We start from the raw sequence: 18,490 nt of genomic DNA, 5'->3' as shown, positions 1-18,490 counted from the left end.
GCATCATAGTCCTGTCCACACACCGCACCCCTGGCGGCTCGGGACAACTGATGGTCTGAAGTACCCGAACGGTTGAGTCGGGCATCAGACAGAAGGAGCATCTGCCATGAAGGCGATCACCACCATCTTCGAGTCCATCCTCGGCAAGGACGACTCGCTCGTCTGGACCCCGGCCGACGGCCCCACCAAGGCGATGCCGGACTCGGGCTGGCACTGGGACGGCGCCGAGGCAGCTCGTGGCTGGCACTGGGACGGCTGACCCTCGCTCCATCAGGCCCTCGGGCCGCTAAGTTGACGGCATGAGCCCTTCGCCGTCGAGCCCTTCAGAGGGCCCCGGCACGAGTGCGCTCCGCGTTGCCCTGTTCATCGGTCTGGTGTGCGCGCTTGCCCTGGCGGCGTGCGGGCTGGCGTGGCTGGTGGCAGGCCCGCCGACCAACGTCCCTGCGGTTGCCCTGCTGCTGCTCGTCGCGGTGGCGGGTCGGGTCGGCCGCGACAACCCGGTCGGGACGCGCATCCGCTTCTCCTTCGTCAGCATCGTCGTCCTCGCCTCCATCGTCATCACCGGCCCTGTCGGGGCCGCGCTGGTGGGCGGCGGCGCCAACCTCCTGTGGTTCCGCAAGGTGCCCCTCCGCGCACGGGTGTTCAACACCGGCATGTTCGCCTTCATCGGCGCGGTCGGTGGGCTGGTCTACCTGACGGTCGGTGGCCGAGCCGACGTCACGTCGTTGCACTCCGCCTCCTCGCTGCTCCTGCTGGTCGGTCTGCCCCTCGTGGCCGCGGACGTCGCCCAGTGCGTCATCAACGCGCTCCTGCTCGCCGGCATACAGAACATCGTCAACGCCATCCCGCTGCGCACCCAGGTCTGGGGGCTGCTGGCCACCACCGGCCCCGCCTACATCGGCTACGGCGTCATCGGGTTCCTCTTCGTCGTGCTGTGGATCCCCGCCGAGGTGGGCTGGTTCAGCGCCGTCCTCGTGCTCGCCCCGCTGTTCGTGGCGCGCTGGGCCTTCGCGCAGTACGGCGACGAGCTCCAGGCCCACGAGCGGACGCTGCGAGCCCTGGTCACCGCCGTCGAGACGAAGGAACCGCACAACGCCGGCCACAGCGAGCGGGTCGCCCAGCTGAGCGAGTGGATGGCCGGGGCCATGATGCTGGGCCACAAGGAGATCGAGGACATCCGGACCGCGGGCATGCTCCACGACGTGGGCAAGGTGGCCATGCCCACCCGCCTGCTCGGCTCGCGACAGGCCCACACCGATGACGACCACGTGACGATGGCCGGTCACGCGCTGGCCGGCGTGGAGCTGGTCAAGGACGTCGACTTCCTCTCCGGCTCGGTGGACGGCATCGCCCACCACCACGAGCGCTACGACGGGCGCGGGTACCCCGACGGGCTAGCCGGCGAGACGATCCCGCTCGCGGCCCGCGTGATCGCCGTGGCGGATGCCTTCGAGTGCCTGACCTCCGCCCGGTCCTACCGCCCCGGCCTGCCCGTCGACGATGCCCTGGCCGTCGTCCGGGACCGATCCGGCACCCAGTTCGACCCCCAGGTCGTCGAGCTGCTCGTCAAGGCGCTGTCCCGGCACGAGTGGAGCGTGACGGACCGCACCCCCGACGAGCTCGCCTCGGCCGGTGTCGCGCTCGACCACGACGAGCCGGAGGTCTCCGACCACATCGCCTTCTCCGACCGGTTGCGCACGAGGATCACCGGCCGGGCGGCCGGGCTGCACCACGCGAGCGGCGAGGTCCGCTGATGCGCGAGCGGCTGCGCCGCATCGACCTGCGCGGCGCCATCGGGCTCCTCTGCGGCGCCTGCGTCGTGGTCTCCCTGTGGCAGGCGCTCGGCTCGGGCGGTGGTCTGGACGGTGACGTCCTCCTCGAGCTGCTGCTCTTCCTCGTGGCGATCGCGCTGGGCGAGACCGCGCGGCTCACCATCCTGTCCGGCCGCGAGACGGCTCCCATGTCGACGGCAGCTGCCCTGGGTCTCTCGCTCACGCCGCTGACCGACGTGGGGCAGACGCAGGTCCCCGCCGCGGTCGTCGTGGCGACCGTCTCGCTGGGGATGCTGGGTGGCTTGCTGATCCTGCGACTCGTGAGCGGGTCGGGGCACTGGGGCGGCACGGCGGCCCGCCTGCTCGCCGGTGCCAGCGCCACGCTCCTCTACCGCTCGGTCGACTTCGACGGCCACACCCTGATCGAGTGGCAGGACGTGTGGCGCGACCACCGGTGGCTCGTCGCGATCGTCATGCTGATGGTCGGCACCGTGGCGATGATCGTCGACCTCGCGCTCGAGGCGTCGGTGCGGGCCGGTCGCGACCACGCCCCGCTGCTGCGGTCGGTCATCGACGAGCTGCGCTCCAGTGGCGGGCTGGCCATCGCGCTGGTCGCGTCGGGGGCGTTGATCGCGCTGGCCGAGTTCGCCGTCGGGGTGTCCGCGCTGCCGCTGTTCCTCTTCCCGCTGGTGCTGACCTACTTCGCCGTCCAGCGCTACGAGTCCATTCGCACCACGTACCGGCAGACCATCGGGGCGCTGTCCTCGCTCACCGACCGGGCGGGCTACACCCGCACCTCCCACGCCCAGCGGGTCGCCGAGATCTCGGTGGCGGTCGGGCGCGACATGGGCCTGGGGCAGCGCGAGCTCACCGACCTGGAGTATGCCGCGTTGCTGCACGACCTGGGGCAGGTGGCCCTCCGGGCCCCGATCCCCGAGGGCGCCACCGTGATGGCGGCGCCGGCAGACCAGCAGCGCATCGCCCACGACGGCGCCGAGATCGTCCGCACCACCGGCGTGCTCGACAACGTCGCGGCCATCCTCGAGGCGCAGACCACTCCCTACCGGCAGGTCCGGGAGTTCGGTCAGGACCTGCCCATGGCCAGCCGCATCATCAAGGTCGCGAACGCCTACGACGACCTGTCCGACCCGGGTGGCAACGACGACCGGGCGATGGAGCGGATCCACCTCGGCCTCGGCTACGAGTACGACCCCCGGGTCGTCGACTCGCTGACCCGCGTGCTCGAGCGCCGACGGGGGCGCACACCCCTCTCGGCCAGCTGACCGCGGGTCCGAGCCCACGGCATACCTGATGGTGCGGGGGCCGGGCAACGCAGCGGGCGGTGCCGGGACCACGTCCCGACACCGCCCGACCCTGCTGGAGGCGGCCGCTACGGCGTGCCCGTGGTGAGGTGGACGTCCATCGTGAGGTTCTTCTCGACGCGCGGGTCGCCCGCGTCGGCGAAGTAGTCGCCCCGAATCGTCTCGTCGTGACCAGCATCGACCTTGAGGGCCTGCAGGATGAGGGTGACGACGATGGCGATCACCAGGTTGATCACGAAGGCGGTCATGGCGATGTAACCCATCTTGCCGAGCATGGGGATCATCGCCAGGGAGCCGCCGAAGTGGCCCTTCGTGGTCGGGTTGATGACGTTGTACGCAGCCACGGTGCCGTAGACCATGCCCACGGCCCAGCCGCCGAGCAGTGCCCAGCGGTGGAACCAGCGCGTGTACAGGCCGAACACGATGGCAGGGAGGGTCTGCAGGATCCAGATGCCACCCAGGAGCTGGAAGTTGATCGCGTTCTGCTTGTCGAGGGTCAGCACGAACACGAGCGCGAACGCCTTGACCGCCAACGAGACCAGCTTGCCGACCTTGGCCTCTTGGGCGTGCGTTGCGTCCGGCTTGATCCAGTCGCGGTAGATGTTGCGGGTGAAGGTGTTGGCTGCCGCGATCGACATGATGGCTGCCGGGACGAGCGCTCCGATGGCGACGGCCGCGAAGGCCACACCGGCGAACCAGCTCGGGAACATGTCCTCGAACAGCTGCGGGATCACGAGCTGGGCGTTCGGCTTGCCGTCGAGGCCGATGGGCTTGGTGCCCGCTGCGATGGCGACCCAGCCGAGCAGCGCCAGCAGGCCGAGCACGAAGGAGTAGGCGGGCAGGATCGAGGCGTTGCGCCGGATCGTGTTGCGGCTCGAGCTCGACAGGGTCGCCGTGATCGAGTGGGGGTACATGAACAGCGCCAGGGCAGACCCGAATGCGAGCGTCGCGTACGCCCAGTACTGCTGGTTGTTCGGGATGAACGCACCGGTCGGCTTCGCGGGGTTGGCGACACTCGGCTTGGCCATCTTGGCCTCGGCCGCGCTGAACACGTGGTCCCAGCCGCCGACCTTGGTGGGCAGGTAGATGACCGCCACGATGATGACGAGGTAGATCAGCGCGTCCTTGACGAACGCGATGACCGCGGGTGCGCGCAGGCCGCTGGAGTACGTGTAGGCCGCGAGCAGGGCGAAGGCGATGAACAGCGGCAGGTCCTTGGCGAGCGCGTTGCTGCCGCCGACGCCGGCCACCTCGAGCACCGCCTGGATGCCGACGAGCTGGAGGGCGATGTAGGGCATCGTCGCGAGGATGCCGGTGATCGCGACCGCGAGGGACAGCCCCCGCGAGCCGTAGCGGCCCTTGACGAAGTCGGCCGGGGTCACGTAGCCGTGCCGGTGGCTGACCGACCACAGCCGCGACATGAAGATGAAGATGATCGGGTAGAGCACGATCGTGTAGGGAACGGCGAAGAACCCGCTGACCGAGCCGAGGGCGAACATCGCCGCCGGGACCGCGACGAACGTGTATGCCGTGTAGAGGTCGCCGCCGAGGAGGAACCAGGTGACCCAGGTGCCGAACCGCCGGCCACCAAGGCCCCACTCGTCGAGCGACTCCATGCTGTCGGCCTTGCGCCACCGGGTGGCCCAGAAACCCATGCCCGTCACGAGGGCGAAGAGCAGGATGAGCACGGTCAGGGCGACCCCGTTGAGGCTGCTGTCGGCCACCGTGGGCGCGAGCGCGGTCATCGGCCGGCCTCCTCGTCGCGTCGGCGGGTCTCGGCGTCGCGGTGCCCGGGCATCGGGCGGTGCGGGCGGGCCCGCAGGACCAGCTTGTAGGCCGTGAACGTCAGTGCCGAGCAGAGGAAGACCCACAGGAACTGGTACCAGATGAAGAAGGGGAAACCCCACAGCACGGGGTCCTTGTGGGCGTAGCTGCCGACCCATGCCAGCGCCACCATCGGGAGGGCGAGCAGGACGCCGGCAACGGCCAGCAGGCCCTTGTTGGCAGGGGGAACTGTGTCGTGGTCGACGTCGCTGTCGAGACTCACCGTGACCTCCAGAGGAGAGTGGGCGGCTGCAGGACGGCAGCCAGTGCGTACCATATGCCCGACTCGTCGGTAACTGTGGGAGATCACAGTGGCCACTTCAGCCCCACTTGCGGTCGGACCAACCCGGGGCAAGCCGACCGCGCTGCACCGCCGCACCACCCTGGGGTCAACCTCGGGCGAGGTCGACCCAAGAGTGGCGTCAGAGCAGGTCAGCGCCGTTGCACGGACGCGAGGCAGGGGTTGGTGAGGTCCCCGCTGTTGAAGTTGTTGTAGCGCGTGATCGTGGTGGGGCCGGTCGTCGGGTAGACCGTGTTGAGCAGCGGGCCGTACTCAGCGGTCGACGTGCCACCGAAGGTCCTCGTGGTGCCCGGGATGAACCGCCCGCCTTCCTGCCACAGGCACGTTCCCTGCTGCTGGGTCGTGGTGAAGATCGGGTAGAACTGCGCGCCCGCGGGCGGGTTCACACAGTCCGCGCCGGTGAGCCGGTTGCAGAACGGTGGGTTGTCCTGGGAGTCGCCCGCCTCGATCCGGGGCAGGTCGGTCTCGAAGGCGACCGTCGAGTACTGCGTCCGGCCGTTGGCGAGCGGGCTGGTGAAGCGGACCGGCGACGGGTGCAGCGTGCGGTCGAGCGTCACGTTGCGGAAGGTGCCGGGCCAGTCGTTGCGGTAGGACTGCCCGTCGAAGTCCTCGTCGGAGCTGAAGCACCCGTTGATCTTGACCAGGGTCGAGTCCTCTGCCGGGACGCAGAAGCCGTTGCCGTCGTCCTCGTCCAACCCTGCGACGTCCTGGCTGCCGGGGTCACTGCAGTTGAAGTTGGCGTCGAGGGCCAGGCAGTTCTCGAAGTGGCCGATCTCGTCGGACATGGCCACGTTGTAGGTGTGCGCCGACCACGTGTTGCCCCGCGTGTTGGCCGTGGAGTACTCGGGGTGGAAGGCGTACGGCTCCTGCTGGCAGGTGTTCGACGTGGGGGTGTAGAGGACGTGGCCGAACCCGTTGGCCACCGAGGCCGTCATCGAGCCGTCCTGCCCCGTGGTGAGGTCGCTGAGGTCGATCCGCAGGCCGGCCCTGGTGTCATGCATGTGGATCCGGATCCGGTCACCCGGGTCCATGAACAGGTCCTTGGCGGGGTCCGGGGTCACGGCGGTGAGGTTGGGGTTGTCGAAGGTGCCGGTGAAGAGCGGGTTGGCCGGCGCCTGGGAGTGCCCGTTGCGGGTGATGTACGCCCAGTTGATGGGCTCGATGCCACCGAGCAGGTAGTTGCCGCAGTCAGCCGTGTTGGCCACGCCCGTGTTCTGGTCGAGGTTGAAGCTGTCGATGGTCATGGCAGCGCAGTACTGCGTGGCCGTGCACCCGAAGCCCTCGAACTGCGGCACGTAACCCGGTCCGTAGAACTGCAGCTCCATGTAGGCGTTGCCGGGGTGCTTGCCGAGGTAGTCGGGAGCGGCGGGGTTGGTGCCCACCAGGTTGTTGCCGTCCGAGTCCGGGAGGCAGGTCTTGGTGAACTCCGGCGCGGACTCGGAGTCGCACAGGGTCAAGCCGAACCAGAAGGTGGGCCGGAGCTGGAAGTTCCAGGTGGAGCCGGTCGCCCCGGAGGCCGTCGGTTGGGTCCTGGGGTCGCGGGGCAGGACGACCGTGTACGTGATGTCGTTGCCGGAGCCCCGCACGCCGGACTTGAAGAGCACAGCCGGCTCGTCGTGCCCCACGTACTCGTCGGCCGGGTTGTCGTAGGTGTCAGCGCACAGGGACGTGCGGCTCTGGCAGAGCGGCTCGTGGTAGGTCGAGGACGTGCTGCTCGTTGACGACGCTGCGAGTCGCAGGCTGGTCGCCGCGGTCCCCACGGACGACATGGGGAGCAGGCTGAGGATGCTCGCCGTTCCCAGGGCGAGAAGAGTAGGTCGTTTCACAGGCTTCACCTTTGTGGCCGTGTGACAACCTGGATCAAGCCGAGCTGGTCCGCCCAGACGTACGGACCTCTCCGCCCCCTTCGCGGACCCAGGGTGCCGTGGATCCGGAACTTCGTGCAGACACCGCGCAGGTGCGGACTACCGGGGTCGTGTCGCTCACCAGGAGCTCGGGCTGGGCCAGCCCGACTCCGGACGGATGGGAGCGCATCGGGCAAAGCGGTCAGGGCTGTGGGTGGGCCGCCAACAACCGGCCAGTGTACGCCCGAAAAGGCCAGTGCAGCAGGGCTGACGCACGACGCCCGCCCCGATCACTCGGGGCGGGCGTCGTGGGAGTCGGAAGCCTCAGGCGGCCTTGGTCTCCTTGAAGATCTTGTCGATCTGGTCGATCTTGGCGAGCAGCTCGTCGGCCTTGGCGGCGTCGAACTCACCCTTGGTCCCCGAGGCGCCCGCCAGCTTGGTGGCCTCGTTGAACAGCGTGTGCAGGTCGGGGTACTTCTCGAAGTGCGGCGGCTTGAAGTAGTCGGTCCACAGCACCCAGAGGTGGTGCTTGACCAGCTCGGAGCGCTGCTCCTTGATGACCACCGCGCGGGTGCGGAAGTCGGGGTCGTCGTTGTCGGCGACCTTGGCGATGATCGCCTTGATCGACTCGGCCTCGATGCGTGCCTGGGCGGGGTCGTAGACACCACAGGGCAGGTCGCAGTGGGCGCTGACCTCGGTGGTGCGGAAAATGCGGGAGAGCATGCGAATCCCTTCTGCGAGGTGGACTCCGGGCGTAGCAGGAGATCAGAAACTTCCGTGCGTAGCGGGAGATCGGAAACTTTCACGTGCGTGTTCGACCCTACCCCGCAGGTCAGTGGGCCGCACGGAACCCCTCGGGCTGACCGGCATACGAGCAGGGGGGCCGCGGGCACGGCTCGCGCCTGCGTGACGCCCGGGAGCCGGGCAGCTCAGTCGAGGTCGGGACGACCGCGACGCGGGCCGGGCAGGCGCACGCGGTGGGGGATGCGGAAGAGGACGAGCGCGCGGATCTGCTCACGGGCCAGCGAGCCGATCCCGTGCGTCCACGAGTCGGCGACGCCGAGGGCGCTCTGGTTGTCGCTCTCGACCCAGTAGCGCCTCCGGTCGGCCGGGTCGCGCATCGTCACGCGCTTGATGGCGAGCGGTCGTGGGTTGCCCGACTCGTCATCCGGCAGCCTGACGATGGCGAGCCGGCCGAGGCGCGGTGGTGCGCCGCGCAGCACGACCATGCGGTCGCCCGTGTGCAGGGTGGGCTCCATGGACCGTCCGCGGACGACCACGACGCCGATGCCGACGGGCATCAGACGGCGCCTCCGGCGTCCCCGACCTCGTCCTTGGCCTTCTCGTGGGCCTCCTCCTCCTGGCGCATGCGCTTGAGGAAGCTGCGGGTGCGCTCGTGCTGCGGGTTGGAGATCACCTCACTCGGCGGCCCCTCCTCGACGACCACGCCGCCGTCCATGAAGACGACCCGGTCGGCGACCTCACGGGCGAAACCCATCTCGTGGGTCACCACGATCATCGTCATGCCGTCCTGGGCGAGCTGGCGCATCACCCGCAGGACCTCGCCGACGAGCTCGGGGTCGAGGGCCGAGGTCGGCTCGTCGAAGAGCATCAGCTTGGGCTTCATCGCCAGGGCCCGGGCGATCGCGACCCGTTGCTGCTGGCCACCCGAGAGCTGGGCGGGGTAGGCACCGGGCTTGTCCTTCAGCCCCACCTGGTCGAGCAGGGCCAGGGCCCGGTCGCGGACGTCCTTCTTCCGCTCGCCCTTGACCTGGATCGGCGCCTCCATGATGTTCTCGAGCGCCGTCAGGTGGGGGAAGAGGTTGAACCGCTGGAACACCATCCCGATCTCACGGCGCTGGGCGGCGATCCGCTTGTCGGTGAGGCGGTGCAGCGTCCCGCCGCGGTCCTCGTAGCCCATGAGGTCTCCGTCGACCCAGATGCGGCCGCCGTCGATCGTCTCGAGCTGGTTGATGCAGCGCAGGAAGGTCGTCTTGCCCGAACCCGACGGGCCGAGCAGGCAGACCACCTCGCCCGGGCGGACGTCCATGTCGATGCCCTTGAGCACCTCGGTGCCGTGGAACGCCTTGGTGACGTTGACGGCGTGGACCAAGGGAGTGTCGGTTGCTGTGGCGGTGCTCATCAGTGGCCTGCCGTGATCGTGTCGAGCTTGCGGCGGGTGGCCTTGGACGGTGCCCCGAACCCGCGTCCGTAGTACCGCTCGAGGTAGTACTGCCCGACCATCAGGATCGAGCAGACGATGAGGTACCACAACGTCGCGGCCATGAAGCCCGGGACGATCTGGAAGCTGCGCGAGCCGAACCCGTAGGCCTGGAAGTAGAGCTCGGTGATGATCGACGCGGCGATGAACAGCGAGGTGTCCTTGACCATGGCGATCGTCTCGTTGCCGGTCGGGGGCACGATGACCCGCATCGCCTGGGGCAGCACGATGCGACGCATGGTCTTGCCCGGGGGCATGCCGAGGGCGTGCGCCGCCTCGGTCTGTCCCTTGTCGACCGACAGGATGCCTGCGCGGGCGATCTCGGCCATGTAGGCGGCCTCGGACAGCCCGAGGCCCAGGATGCCGATCCAGATCGAGGAGGAGATGTCGTTCCAGCTGAAGCTGAAGAAGGTCAGGTCGTTGTGGAGGCCGAGCGCCTTGGCCAGCTGCTGCCCGAAGGGGATGCCGATGTGGATCGGGTTGTAGAGCACGGCGATCGCACCACCGAGGATGGCGAGCAGGACGTAGCGCGGCATGGCCCGGAAGAACCAGGTGTAGACGAACGCCACACCCCGCAGCACCGGGTTGCCCGACAGCCGCATGACGGCCAGGGCGATGCCGAGGACGATGCCGAGCACCATCGCACCGATCGTGCCGAAGATCGTGCCCTTCCAGAGGCCGTCGATCACCGGACGCTGCTGCATGATCTCGAACGCGAAGGACCAGTTCCAGTTCGGGTTGGTGACCACCGAGCTGACCATCATGGCGACGAGCACGAGGATCACGGCGATCGCGACCCAGCGCCAGGGGTGCCGGACCGGCCGGGCGTGGATCTTGCCCGGCCGGTCCACTGCAGCGGACGTGTCTGACATCAGGGCTGCGGGTTCACGGCGAAGTCGCTGATGGCCCCACCCTCGGTCTTCCACTTGGTGAGGATCGACTTGTACGTGCCGTCGGCGTCGAGCTCCTTCAGAGCGTCGGCGATGGCCTGTCCGAAGTCGGTCTGGTCCTTCGGGAGCACGTAGCCGTACGGCGCCGAGTCGTACTGCTCACCCAGGAGCTCGAGCTTGCCCTGGGTCGTGGCGACGGCGCTGATGGCCGGCGGGAGGTCGACCAGCATGGCGTCGGCCTTGCCGGTCAGGACGGCGGAGGTCACCTTCGCCTGGTCGGCGTCGACGATCGGCTTGATGGCGGGCTTGCCCGCGTCGGTGCAGGCCTTGCTGCGCTTCGGCAGGTCCTCGTCGGCCTGGACGGTGGCCTTCTGGACGGCGATGTTGAGTCCACAGGCGTTGTTGGCGTCGACCTTCTTGGGGTTGCCCTTCTGGGTGACCCACTGGGTGCCGGCGGTGAAGTAGCTGACCATGGTGGCCTGCTTCTCGCGGTCCGCGTTCACCGTGAAGGAGGAGACACCCACGTCGTACTTGCCGCTCGTCACACCGAGGATGATCTGGTCGAAGCCGGTGGGCACCCACTCGGTCTTGATGCCGAACTTGGCCATCACCGCGTCGAAGAGCTCGACGTCCATGCCGATGACGGTCTTGCCGTCCGTGTCGAGGTACTCGTTCGGCTGGTACGTGGCGTCGGTGCCGATGACGATCTTCCCGGCGCTCTTGATCTTGGCGGGGAGCTTGGCCACGAGGGCCTGGTCGACCGTGGCCTTCGTCGTGGAACTGCTGCTCGAGCTGCTCGTGTTGGTGGACAGCGAGTCGGAACCACAGGCGGAGAGTGCCAGTCCAGCGGTGGCCAGCCCCGCGATGAGGAGCGTGATGGGGCGAAGGCGGTGGGTCATGCGGTGAGGTTCCTTCCTCGTATGCGAGTGGCGAGCGGGTGCGCGGCGCCACGTGGGGGACTGATCGGCATACTGCCACTCGAAGAGGCGATCCGGGTCACACTCGCGTTACGACGGTGGTTTCGCGGTCGTCCCTGTGCCACGATGAACTCGCGGGTAACCCCCGCACCTTGCGTCTGAGAGGCCACACCCGGCTGTCGTTCGACCGCGCGGATCGATCCGTGCGCGGTGTGCCCCACGCAGTTCTGTCAGCCAACTCCGGTTCACTCTTGAGGTGATGTGGCCATGTCTGCCATCCCGTCGTACCCGCTGTTCGACCCGTCCGACCCGGTCTTCCGGGCGCACGAGGGCGGCAAGCTCGGGGTACACGCCACCCAGCCGCTGCGAGACCGTGCCGACCTGGCCCTGCTCTACACGCCCGGTGTCGCCGACGTCTCCCGGGCCATTGCCGCCGACCCGTCGCTCGCGGCCCGCTACACCGCTCGGGCGAACACGGTGGCGGTCATCACCGACGGCACCGCCGTCCTCGGCCTGGGTGACATCGGGCCGCTCGCCGCGATGCCCGTGATGGAGGGCAAGGCCGTGCTGTTCAAGCACTTCGGCGGCGTCGACGCCGTGCCGGTGTGCATGGAGACCGGCACCGTCGAGGAGCTGGTGGAGGCGATCGTGCGCATCGCGCCGACCTACGGCGGCATCAACCTGGAGGACATCTCGGCCCCACGCTGCTTCGAGGTCGAGCGCCAGCTGCAGGAGCGGCTCGACATCCCGGTGTTCCACGACGACCAGCACGGCACGGCGGTCGTCGTGCTGGCCGGCCTCCTCAACGCCGCGAAGGTCGTGGGTCGCACCCTGGAGTCGCTGCGCGTCGTCGTCTCGGGCGCCGGTGCTGCGGGCGTGGCCGTGACCAAGCTGCTGGCCCGAGCGGGGGTGGCCGACATCGTCGTGTGTGACTCGCGTGGCATCATCGCGCCGAGCCGTGACGACCTGGTGGACCACAAGCGGCGCCTGGCCGCCACGACCAACCCGCGGGGGATCTGCGGCGGGCTGGCCGACGCGCTCGTCGGCGCGGACGTCTTCGTGGGGGTGTCGGGAGGCCAGGTGCCGGAAGCCGACGTTGCCCGGATGGCGCCCGACGCGATCATCTTCGCGCTGGCGAACCCCACTCCCGAGGTGCACCCCGACGTCGCGGCCCGGTATGCCGCGGTGGTCGCCACGGGGCGTTCGGACTTCCCCAACCAGATCAACAACGTGCTGGCCTTCCCGGGGATCTTCCGCGGTGCGCTGGACTCCGGCGCCTCTCAGGTGACCGAGGCCATGAAGCTTGCCGCTGCGCGGGCGATCGCCGCGCTGGTCGAGCACCCCACGGCCGACGAGATCGTGCCGAGCGTCTTCGCTCCGGGCGTGGCCGACGCCGTGGCCGCCGCGGTCAGCGAGCTCGCCTGACCGCGGGCACCCTACGAGGCGGCACCGGTCGCCCGGGCACGACTCGAGGTCAGGCGCTCGCGTCGTGCTCGCGCCTGCGCGCGTCGGCGAAGGCGCGGCAGTCCGCGTAGCTCGGCAACAGCCCGTCGGCCAGCGCCTGCGCGAGGGCCGGTGCCGCCTGGTCCTTGGGCGAGAGGAGCGGCTCGATCCCGTCGGGAAGGGTGAGGGCCAAGTCGGGGTCGAGCGGGTGGATGCCGTGCTCGCGGCTCGGGCTGTACGGGGCAGTGACCAGGTACAGGGCCGTCGTGTCGTCCTCCAGGGCCGCGAACGCGTGCCCCATGCCCTCGGGCAGGTAGACGGCACGGCGGTCGACGGTGTCGAGCAGCACCGAGTCCCACTGTCCGAAGGTCGGCGAACCAACCCGGAGGTCGACGACGTAGTCGATGAGGGAGCCCGACAGCACGGTGATGTACTTCGCCTGCGAGGGCGGGACGTCGGCGAAGTGGATCCCGCGGACGGTGCCCCTCGACGACACCGACACGTTGGTCTGCACGACCGTCGGGCGGTGTCCGATGACCTCCGCGAGGAGGTCCCCGCGGAACGACTCGAGGAACACGCCACGGTCGTCGGGGAACTGGCGCGGGGTGATCTCGTAGGCGTCGGCGATGGCCAGGGGACGGATCTGCACTAGCTGGTCCCGGCCTCGTCGAGCAGCCCGGACAGGTAGGCGCCGTAGCCGCTCTTGCGCAGCGACGTGGCGAGCGCGGCGAACTCCGCGTCGCTCAGCCAGCCGTTGCGCCAGGCGACCTCCTCGATGCACCCGATCTTCTGGCCCTGCCTGGCCTCCACGACGTGCACGAACTGCGCCGCGTCCATCAGTCCCTCGAAGGTGCCGGTGTCGAACCAGGCGGTGCCGCGGGGGAGCACGGTGACGCTCAGGTCGCCCCGGCGCAGGTAGGCGTCGTTGATGCCGGTGATCTCCAGCTCGCCGCGCTCACTGGGCTCGAGGTCGCGGGCGATCGCGACGACGTCGTTGTCGTAGAAGTAGAGGCCCGGCACGGCATACGACGACTTCGGGTGCTCCGGCTTCTCCTCGATCGAGATGGCGCGGCCGTCCGGCGAGAACTCGACGACGCCGTAGGCCGACGGCTCGGTCACGTGGTAGGCGAAGATCTGTGCGCCGGTGACCGTGGTGTTGGCGGCCAGCGAGGTGCCCAAGCCGGTGCCGTAGAAGATGTTGTCGCCGAGCACGAGGGCCACTGAGTCGTCGCCGATGAAGTCGGCCCCGATGATGAAGGCCTGCGCGAGGCCGTCCGGGCTGGGCTGCACGGCGAAGGCCAGGTCGATGCCCCACCGCGACCCGTCGCCGAGGAGGCGCTGGAACTGGGCCTGGTCCTCGGGGGTCGTGATGACCAGCACCTCGCGGATCCCGGCCATCATCAGCGTCGAGAGGGGGTAGTAGATCATCGGCTTGTCGTAGACCGGCATGAGCTGCTTGCTGATGCCGAGCGTGATGGGGTGCAGCCGCGTACCTGACCCCCCTGCCAGGATGATGCCCTTCATGATGCACGACCATAGTGCGAGCAAGCTCGCCGTGAGGCGCGTCTGCCCGCGATAGCCTCGGCGCCATGAAGGTCCTCGTCACCGGTGCCGCCGGGTTCATCGGATCGAACTTCGTGATCAGGGCCCGTGAGGTGCGGCCCGAGTGGCGGCTCACCGTCCTCGACGCCATGACGTATGCCGCGAACCTCGCCTCCCTCGACCCGGTCGTCGACGAGGTCGACATCGTGAAGGGCTCGGTCACCGACGCCGACCTCGTGGACGAGCTGGTGGCGGCGCACGACCTCGTCGTCCACTTCGCGGCTGACTCCCACAACGACAACTCGCTCGACGACCCGTGGCCGTTCATCGACACCAACATCATCGGCACCTACCAGCTGATCCAGGCGGTGCGGCGGCACGACAAGCGGATCCACCACGTGTCCACCGACGAGGTGTACGGCGACCTGGCGCTCGACGACCCGGCCAAGTTCACCGAGAGCACCCCGCTCAACCCCTCGAGCCCCTACTCGGCGAGCAAGGCCAGTGCCGACCTGCTCGTGCGCGCGTGGGTGAGGTCGTTCGGGCTCAAGGCGACCCTCTCGAACTGCTCCAACAACTACGGGCCGCGACAGCACCCCGAGAAGTTCATCCCGCGGCAGGTCACCGGCATCATCGACGGCGTGCGGCCCAAGCTCTACGGTGCAGGGCTGAACGTGCGTGACTGGATCCACGTCGACGACCACAACGACGCCGTGATCGCCATCGTCGAGCAGGGACGGCCCGGCGAGACCTATCTCATCGGTGCCGACGGCGAGATGAACAACCGGGACGTCGTCGCGCTCATCCTCGAGCTGATGGGGAAGCCGGCCGACTGGTTCGACCACGTGCCCGACCGGCCCGGGCACGACCTGCGCTACGCCATCGACGCCTCCAAGCTGCGTGCCGAGACGAGCTGGCGACCGACCCACCCGGACGTCCGCTCGGGTCTCACCGACACGATCGCGTGGTACCGGGACAACCAGGACTGGTGGCGCACGGCGAAGGTGGTCGCCGAGGCCCGCTACGAGCGGATCGGTCGCTGATGACACGGTGGCTGGTCACCGGCTCGGGCGGGATGCTGGGGCTCGACCTGCAGGTGACGCTGGCGCTCGCCGGAGTGGACGAGGACGACGTCACGGCGCTGACCCGCAAGGACCTCGACGTCACCGACGCCGATGCGGTCCGCGACGCGGTCCGGGGACACGACGTGGTGGTGAACTGCGCGGCATACACGGCCGTGGACGACGCGGAGACGCACGAGGGGCAGGCGTTCGCGGTGAATGCGATCGGCGCGGCCAACGTCGCCGACGCCTGTCGTTCGGTGGGCGCGCGCCTCGTCCACGTCTCCACCGACTACGTGTTCGCCGGCGACGCGGATGAGCCGTATGCCGAGGACGCCCCCCTGTCGCCGTTGTCCGCCTACGGCCGCACGAAGGCCGCGGGGGAGTGGGCCGTCCAGGCTCGCTGCCCGCAGGCCTGGATCGTGCGGACCGCGTGGCTCTACGGAGCGGGTGGCCCGAACTTCGTGAAGACGATGGCCACGCTCGCCGAACGTCACGACACCCTCGACGTGGTGGACGACCAGCGCGGACAACCCACGTGGACGATGGACGTGGCCCGGGCGGTCCTGCTGCTCGTCGACGAGTCGGCGCCCTTCGGCGTGTGGCACGCGACGAGCCAGGGAGAGACCACGAAGTACGGCCTCACCCGCGAGATCTTCCGGTTGCTCGGACTCGACCCCGAGCGGGTGCGGCCCACCACCAGCGCCGCGTTCCCGCTGCCCGCCCCCCGGCCGGCCTACAGCGTGCTCGGGCACGACGCCTGGCGGATGGCGCGCCTGCCACAGCTCCCGCACTGGGAGGTCAGCCTGGCCGAGGCACTCCCCGACGTCGTGGCGCAGGCCAACGGCTAGGGTCGGGACATGCTCGCCGTCTACGCCGCACGCCAGTCCGCCGACGACCCGCTCTCCGGGCTCGAGGTCGGTGAGCGGCCGGACCCGACGCCGCGTGAGGGGTGGACGACGGTCACTCTCAGGACTGCCGGACTGAACCACCACGACGTCTGGTCGCTGCGTGGCGTCGGCCTCCCCGCCGACCGGCTGCCGATGATCCTGGGCTGCGACGGCGCCGGGATCGACGAGGACGGCAACGAGGTCATCGTCCACGCGGTCATCCCCAGCGAGGGGTGGCGCGGGGACGAGACCCTCGACCCGCGACGCACGCTGCTCTCCGAGCTGCACGACGGCACGCTCGCCGAGAAGGTCGCCGTGCCCAGCACCAACCTCGTGCCCAAGCCTGCCGGCCTCCCGTGGGAGCACGCCGCCTGCCTCTCGACCGCGTGGCTCACGGCCTACCGCATGCTGTTCAGCAACGCCGGCCTCACGCCGGGAGCCACCGTCCTGGTGCAGGGCGCCGGCGGTGGGGTGGCCACGGCTCTCGTGCAGCTCGGGGCGGCGGCCGGCTACCGGATGTGGGTCACCAGCCGCGACGAGGAGAAGGGCCAGCGGGCGGTCGGGATCGGTGCCGACCAGGCCTTCGGCAACGGCGAGCGCCTGCCCGACCGTGTCGACGCGGTCATGGAGACGGTCGGCGCCGCGACCTGGTCGCACTCCGTCAACTCGCTCAAGCCCGGTGGCACCATCGTGATCTCCGGGGCGACCTCGGGCGACGCGCCGAGCAAGGCCGAGCTGACCAAGATCTTCTTCAAGCAGCTGCGGGTCGTCGGGTCCACGATGGGGAGCCGTGCCGAGCTCGAGCGGCTGGCGCAGTTCGTCGTGCAGCAGCGCATCGAACCGGTCATCGACACGACCCTGCCGCTGGCGCAGGCCCGCGAGGGGTTCGCGCGCATGGCGGCCGGGGAGCTGTTCGGGAAGGTCGTCTTCACCGTCTCCTGACGACGGCCCGGCAGGTCGCGGCCCGCACCCCACCTGGCCCCGACACCGGTTGGGCTCAGAGCAGCGAGACGACCAGCCAGACGATCCCGGCCACCGCGAGCACGGCCAGGGTTGCGCCGGCGAAGATGACCGCACCCTTCTGGGTGCCGCCCATCTTCTCGTCCCAGCCCTGGTCCTTCGCGACGTCGCGGATGAGGTCGCGGCCCGCCGTGGCGTCGAAGGAGTAGTCGACGACCTTCCCGACGTGGCCGGTCTTCACGTCGACCCCGAACTCCTTGCGGAACGACTTCTCGTAGACCCGGCCGCGCTGCGTGGACGCGGCGGCCTGCAGGCGCGGTGACGAGCCGCCGCCGCTCCACGAGAACATGTTGCCGACGTCGGTGATCGTCATCGAGTGGTCGGCCTCGTTGAGCCGGACCTGGTGGGTGAACACCTTCTTCAGGCCGTGCGCCTTGAAGACCGCCAGCCACTGGGCGTCGGCGACGTCGATCGTCAGGTCGAAGCCCCGCGGCGTCTCGCGCACGGCATACGGCGTGCCGGCGGCGGCTGCGCGCACGGCGGTGATCAGTTCAGCGGACGTACCCATCGAGGGCCCCCTCGGTCGTCGGTGGTGGAGCGATGTGGTCTGGTGCGGTCAGCTCGGTGAGATCTGCAACCAGTCGTACCAGCCGTTGTGCAGCACCAGCCACGCGATCAGGCCATAGCCGGCCTGACCCGGGTGGTGGGGCACCCGGCTGGCCGCCAGGTCACTCTGCCACTGCTCGTGCCCGAGCAGCGGTCGGAAGCAGTCGACGAAGGGCACCCCTCGACGCGAGCACACGTCGGCCTGCGCCTCCACGAGCACGTCGAGCTTGGCGTTGAGCTCCTCGTCGTCGGTCGGTGGCGGGCTGACGACGAACGTGCCGATGCCTGCACTCGCGGCGTCGTCGAGGATGTTGGCCAGGTTGAGCCGGTGGCGGGCCAGGGTCACGCCGGTGGCTGCGTCGTTGCCGCCGACCGAGACCACGAGCCGCTTCTCGGCGCGGCCCTGCCAGCGGGGGGCGCACTCGGCCTTCCAGCGAGCCAGCACGTCGGCGGTGGTGTCGCCGCGGACGCCGAGGTTGTAGGCGGTCAGCTCGAGGTCGGGGCTGTGGGTGCGGCCCACGACCCGGGAGACCCACCCCTGCCCCTTGGGGTCGCCGACACCCGCCACCAGCGAGGCGCCGACGAAGACGAGGCCCACGTCCCGCGGGCCGTCGGAGGCGACCTGGAACTCGGCGCTCGGGGTGAAGGTGGGGTCGCTCACGCGTCAGTCCTCGTCGTCGTCGAGCCGGGCCAGCCAGGTGGCCAGGCGCTCGACGGGGGTCTCGAAGTCGGGGTTCAGGTCCACGAACGTGCGCAGCTGGTCGGCCAGCCACTCGAAGGAGACTTCCTCTTCCCCTCGGCGAGCAGCCAGCTCCTCGATTCCACGATCCGTGAAGTACACGTCTACAGGTTATCGGGGGTATGCCGCGTGGCTCGGCCAGCCACGCGGCATACCGT

The 18,490-nt window shown here is 69.4% G+C and carries 20 protein-coding genes; 7 read left to right on the top strand and 13 right to left on the bottom strand.

What is annotated here, in order from left to right; genetic code table 11:
- Positions 1–106: 106 nt before the first annotated feature.
- From AC1DX8_RS20695 to AC1DX8_RS20685, 3 genes are read left to right on the top strand one after another with little or no spacing between them, the layout of a single operon-like run.
- Complete coding sequence (locus AC1DX8_RS20695) at positions 107–259, top strand: hypothetical protein (protein ID WP_477631842.1); 153 nt, start codon at positions 107–109, stop codon at positions 257–259.
- Positions 260–299: 40 nt separating this feature from the next.
- Complete coding sequence (locus AC1DX8_RS20690; protein ID WP_477631841.1) at positions 300–1,754, top strand: HD-GYP domain-containing protein; 1,455 nt, start codon at positions 300–302, stop codon at positions 1,752–1,754.
- Positions 1,754–3,055, top strand: a complete 1,302-nt coding sequence (locus AC1DX8_RS20685; protein ID WP_477631840.1) for an HD-GYP domain-containing protein — start codon at positions 1,754–1,756, stop codon at positions 3,053–3,055. The genes AC1DX8_RS20690 and AC1DX8_RS20685 overlap by 1 nt, the downstream gene beginning before the upstream one ends.
- Positions 3,056–3,162: 107 nt before the next feature.
- Here the strand turns inward: AC1DX8_RS20685 and mctP are convergent, their stop codons facing one another.
- The 8 genes from mctP to AC1DX8_RS20645 form a co-directional block, all read right to left on the bottom strand.
- Entirely contained in the window at positions 3,163–4,839 is a 1,677-nt protein-coding gene (gene mctP, locus AC1DX8_RS20680) for a monocarboxylate uptake permease MctP (RefSeq protein ID WP_477631839.1), read from the bottom strand.
- On the bottom strand, positions 4,836–5,141 hold the full coding sequence (locus tag AC1DX8_RS20675) for a DUF3311 domain-containing protein (protein WP_477631838.1): 306 nt from the start codon (positions 5,139–5,141) through the stop codon (positions 4,836–4,838). Before AC1DX8_RS20675 ends, mctP begins: the two co-directional genes overlap by 4 nt.
- 209 nt (positions 5,142–5,350) lie before the next feature.
- Complete coding sequence (locus AC1DX8_RS20670) at positions 5,351–6,988, bottom strand: hypothetical protein (protein WP_477631837.1); 1,638 nt, start codon at positions 6,986–6,988, stop codon at positions 5,351–5,353.
- A gap of 399 nt (positions 6,989–7,387) precedes the next feature.
- Positions 7,388–7,786 carry a superoxide dismutase, Ni gene (gene sodN / locus AC1DX8_RS20665; RefSeq protein WP_477631836.1) on the bottom strand — a complete coding sequence of 133 codons (399 nt, stop codon included), beginning with the start codon at positions 7,784–7,786 and terminating at the stop codon, positions 7,388–7,390.
- Positions 7,787–7,992: 206 nt separating this feature from the next.
- Entirely contained in the window at positions 7,993–8,364 is a 372-nt protein-coding gene (locus tag AC1DX8_RS20660) for a S24/S26 family peptidase (RefSeq protein WP_477631835.1), read from the bottom strand.
- On the bottom strand, positions 8,364–9,206 hold the full coding sequence (locus AC1DX8_RS20655; RefSeq protein ID WP_477631834.1) for an amino acid ABC transporter ATP-binding protein: 843 nt from the start codon (positions 9,204–9,206) through the stop codon (positions 8,364–8,366). Before AC1DX8_RS20655 ends, AC1DX8_RS20660 begins: the two co-directional genes overlap by 1 nt.
- Positions 9,206–10,156, bottom strand: a complete 951-nt coding sequence (locus tag AC1DX8_RS20650; protein WP_477631833.1) for an amino acid ABC transporter permease — start codon at positions 10,154–10,156, stop codon at positions 9,206–9,208. The genes AC1DX8_RS20655 and AC1DX8_RS20650 overlap by 1 nt, the downstream gene beginning before the upstream one ends.
- Positions 10,156–11,073, bottom strand: coding sequence for an ABC transporter substrate-binding protein (locus tag AC1DX8_RS20645; RefSeq protein ID WP_477631832.1), 918 nt, complete (start codon positions 11,071–11,073; stop codon positions 10,156–10,158). The genes AC1DX8_RS20650 and AC1DX8_RS20645 overlap by 1 nt, the downstream gene beginning before the upstream one ends.
- Before the next feature lie 285 nt (positions 11,074–11,358).
- Here AC1DX8_RS20645 and AC1DX8_RS20640 point away from each other — a divergent pair, with 285 nt between their 5' ends.
- A complete protein-coding gene (locus AC1DX8_RS20640; protein WP_477631831.1) occupies positions 11,359–12,516 on the top strand; it encodes an NAD(P)-dependent malic enzyme in 1,158 nt (385 codons plus the stop codon).
- A 49-nt stretch (positions 12,517–12,565) separates the two neighbouring features.
- Here the strand turns inward: AC1DX8_RS20640 and AC1DX8_RS20635 are convergent, their stop codons facing one another.
- Positions 12,566–13,183 (bottom strand): dTDP-4-dehydrorhamnose 3,5-epimerase family protein, encoded by a 618-nt coding sequence (locus AC1DX8_RS20635; RefSeq protein ID WP_477631830.1) that lies wholly within the window; start codon positions 13,181–13,183, stop codon positions 12,566–12,568.
- The gene (gene rfbA, locus AC1DX8_RS20630; RefSeq protein ID WP_477631829.1) at positions 13,183–14,058 is read right to left on the bottom strand and encodes a glucose-1-phosphate thymidylyltransferase RfbA; all 876 of its coding nucleotides are present in this window, start codon (positions 14,056–14,058) and stop codon (positions 13,183–13,185) included. The genes AC1DX8_RS20635 and rfbA overlap by 1 nt, the downstream gene beginning before the upstream one ends.
- 65 nt (positions 14,059–14,123) lie before the next feature.
- Here rfbA and rfbB point away from each other — a divergent pair, with 65 nt between their 5' ends.
- Genes rfbB through AC1DX8_RS20615 form a run of 3 tightly spaced genes read left to right on the top strand, consistent with a single transcriptional unit; the run spans position 14,124 to position 16,969 of the window.
- Positions 14,124–15,119 (top strand): dTDP-glucose 4,6-dehydratase, encoded by a 996-nt coding sequence (rfbB, locus tag AC1DX8_RS20625; protein WP_477631828.1) that lies wholly within the window; start codon positions 14,124–14,126, stop codon positions 15,117–15,119.
- Positions 15,119–15,988: a dTDP-4-dehydrorhamnose reductase gene (rfbD, locus tag AC1DX8_RS20620; RefSeq protein WP_477631827.1), complete on the top strand. Its 870-nt coding sequence runs from the start codon at positions 15,119–15,121 to the stop codon at positions 15,986–15,988. Before rfbB ends, rfbD begins: the two co-directional genes overlap by 1 nt.
- Positions 15,989–15,997: 9 nt before the next feature.
- Positions 15,998–16,969 carry a zinc-binding dehydrogenase gene (locus AC1DX8_RS20615; protein WP_477631826.1) on the top strand — a complete coding sequence of 324 codons (972 nt, stop codon included), beginning with the start codon at positions 15,998–16,000 and terminating at the stop codon, positions 16,967–16,969.
- Positions 16,970–17,024: 55 nt separating this feature from the next.
- On the opposite strand, the gene AC1DX8_RS20610 is transcribed toward AC1DX8_RS20615, so the two are convergent.
- The 3 genes from AC1DX8_RS20610 to AC1DX8_RS20600 are packed head-to-tail and all read right to left on the bottom strand — an operon-like array spanning position 17,025 to position 18,434.
- Positions 17,025–17,555, bottom strand: coding sequence for a hypothetical protein (locus AC1DX8_RS20610; protein WP_477631825.1), 531 nt, complete (start codon positions 17,553–17,555; stop codon positions 17,025–17,027).
- A 48-nt stretch (positions 17,556–17,603) separates the two neighbouring features.
- On the bottom strand, positions 17,604–18,254 hold the full coding sequence (locus AC1DX8_RS20605) for a GDSL-type esterase/lipase family protein (protein WP_477631824.1): 651 nt from the start codon (positions 18,252–18,254) through the stop codon (positions 17,604–17,606).
- A 3-nt stretch (positions 18,255–18,257) separates the two neighbouring features.
- Positions 18,258–18,434: a DUF6104 family protein gene (locus AC1DX8_RS20600; protein WP_157582120.1), complete on the bottom strand. Its 177-nt coding sequence runs from the start codon at positions 18,432–18,434 to the stop codon at positions 18,258–18,260.
- Positions 18,435–18,490 lie beyond the last annotated feature (56 nt).

The sequence above is a fragment of the Pedococcus sp. P2_A3 genome (assembly GCF_056405035.1).
Note: the sequence above shows the minus strand (reverse complement) of the source record. Positions and strands in the feature narration are given on the sequence as shown.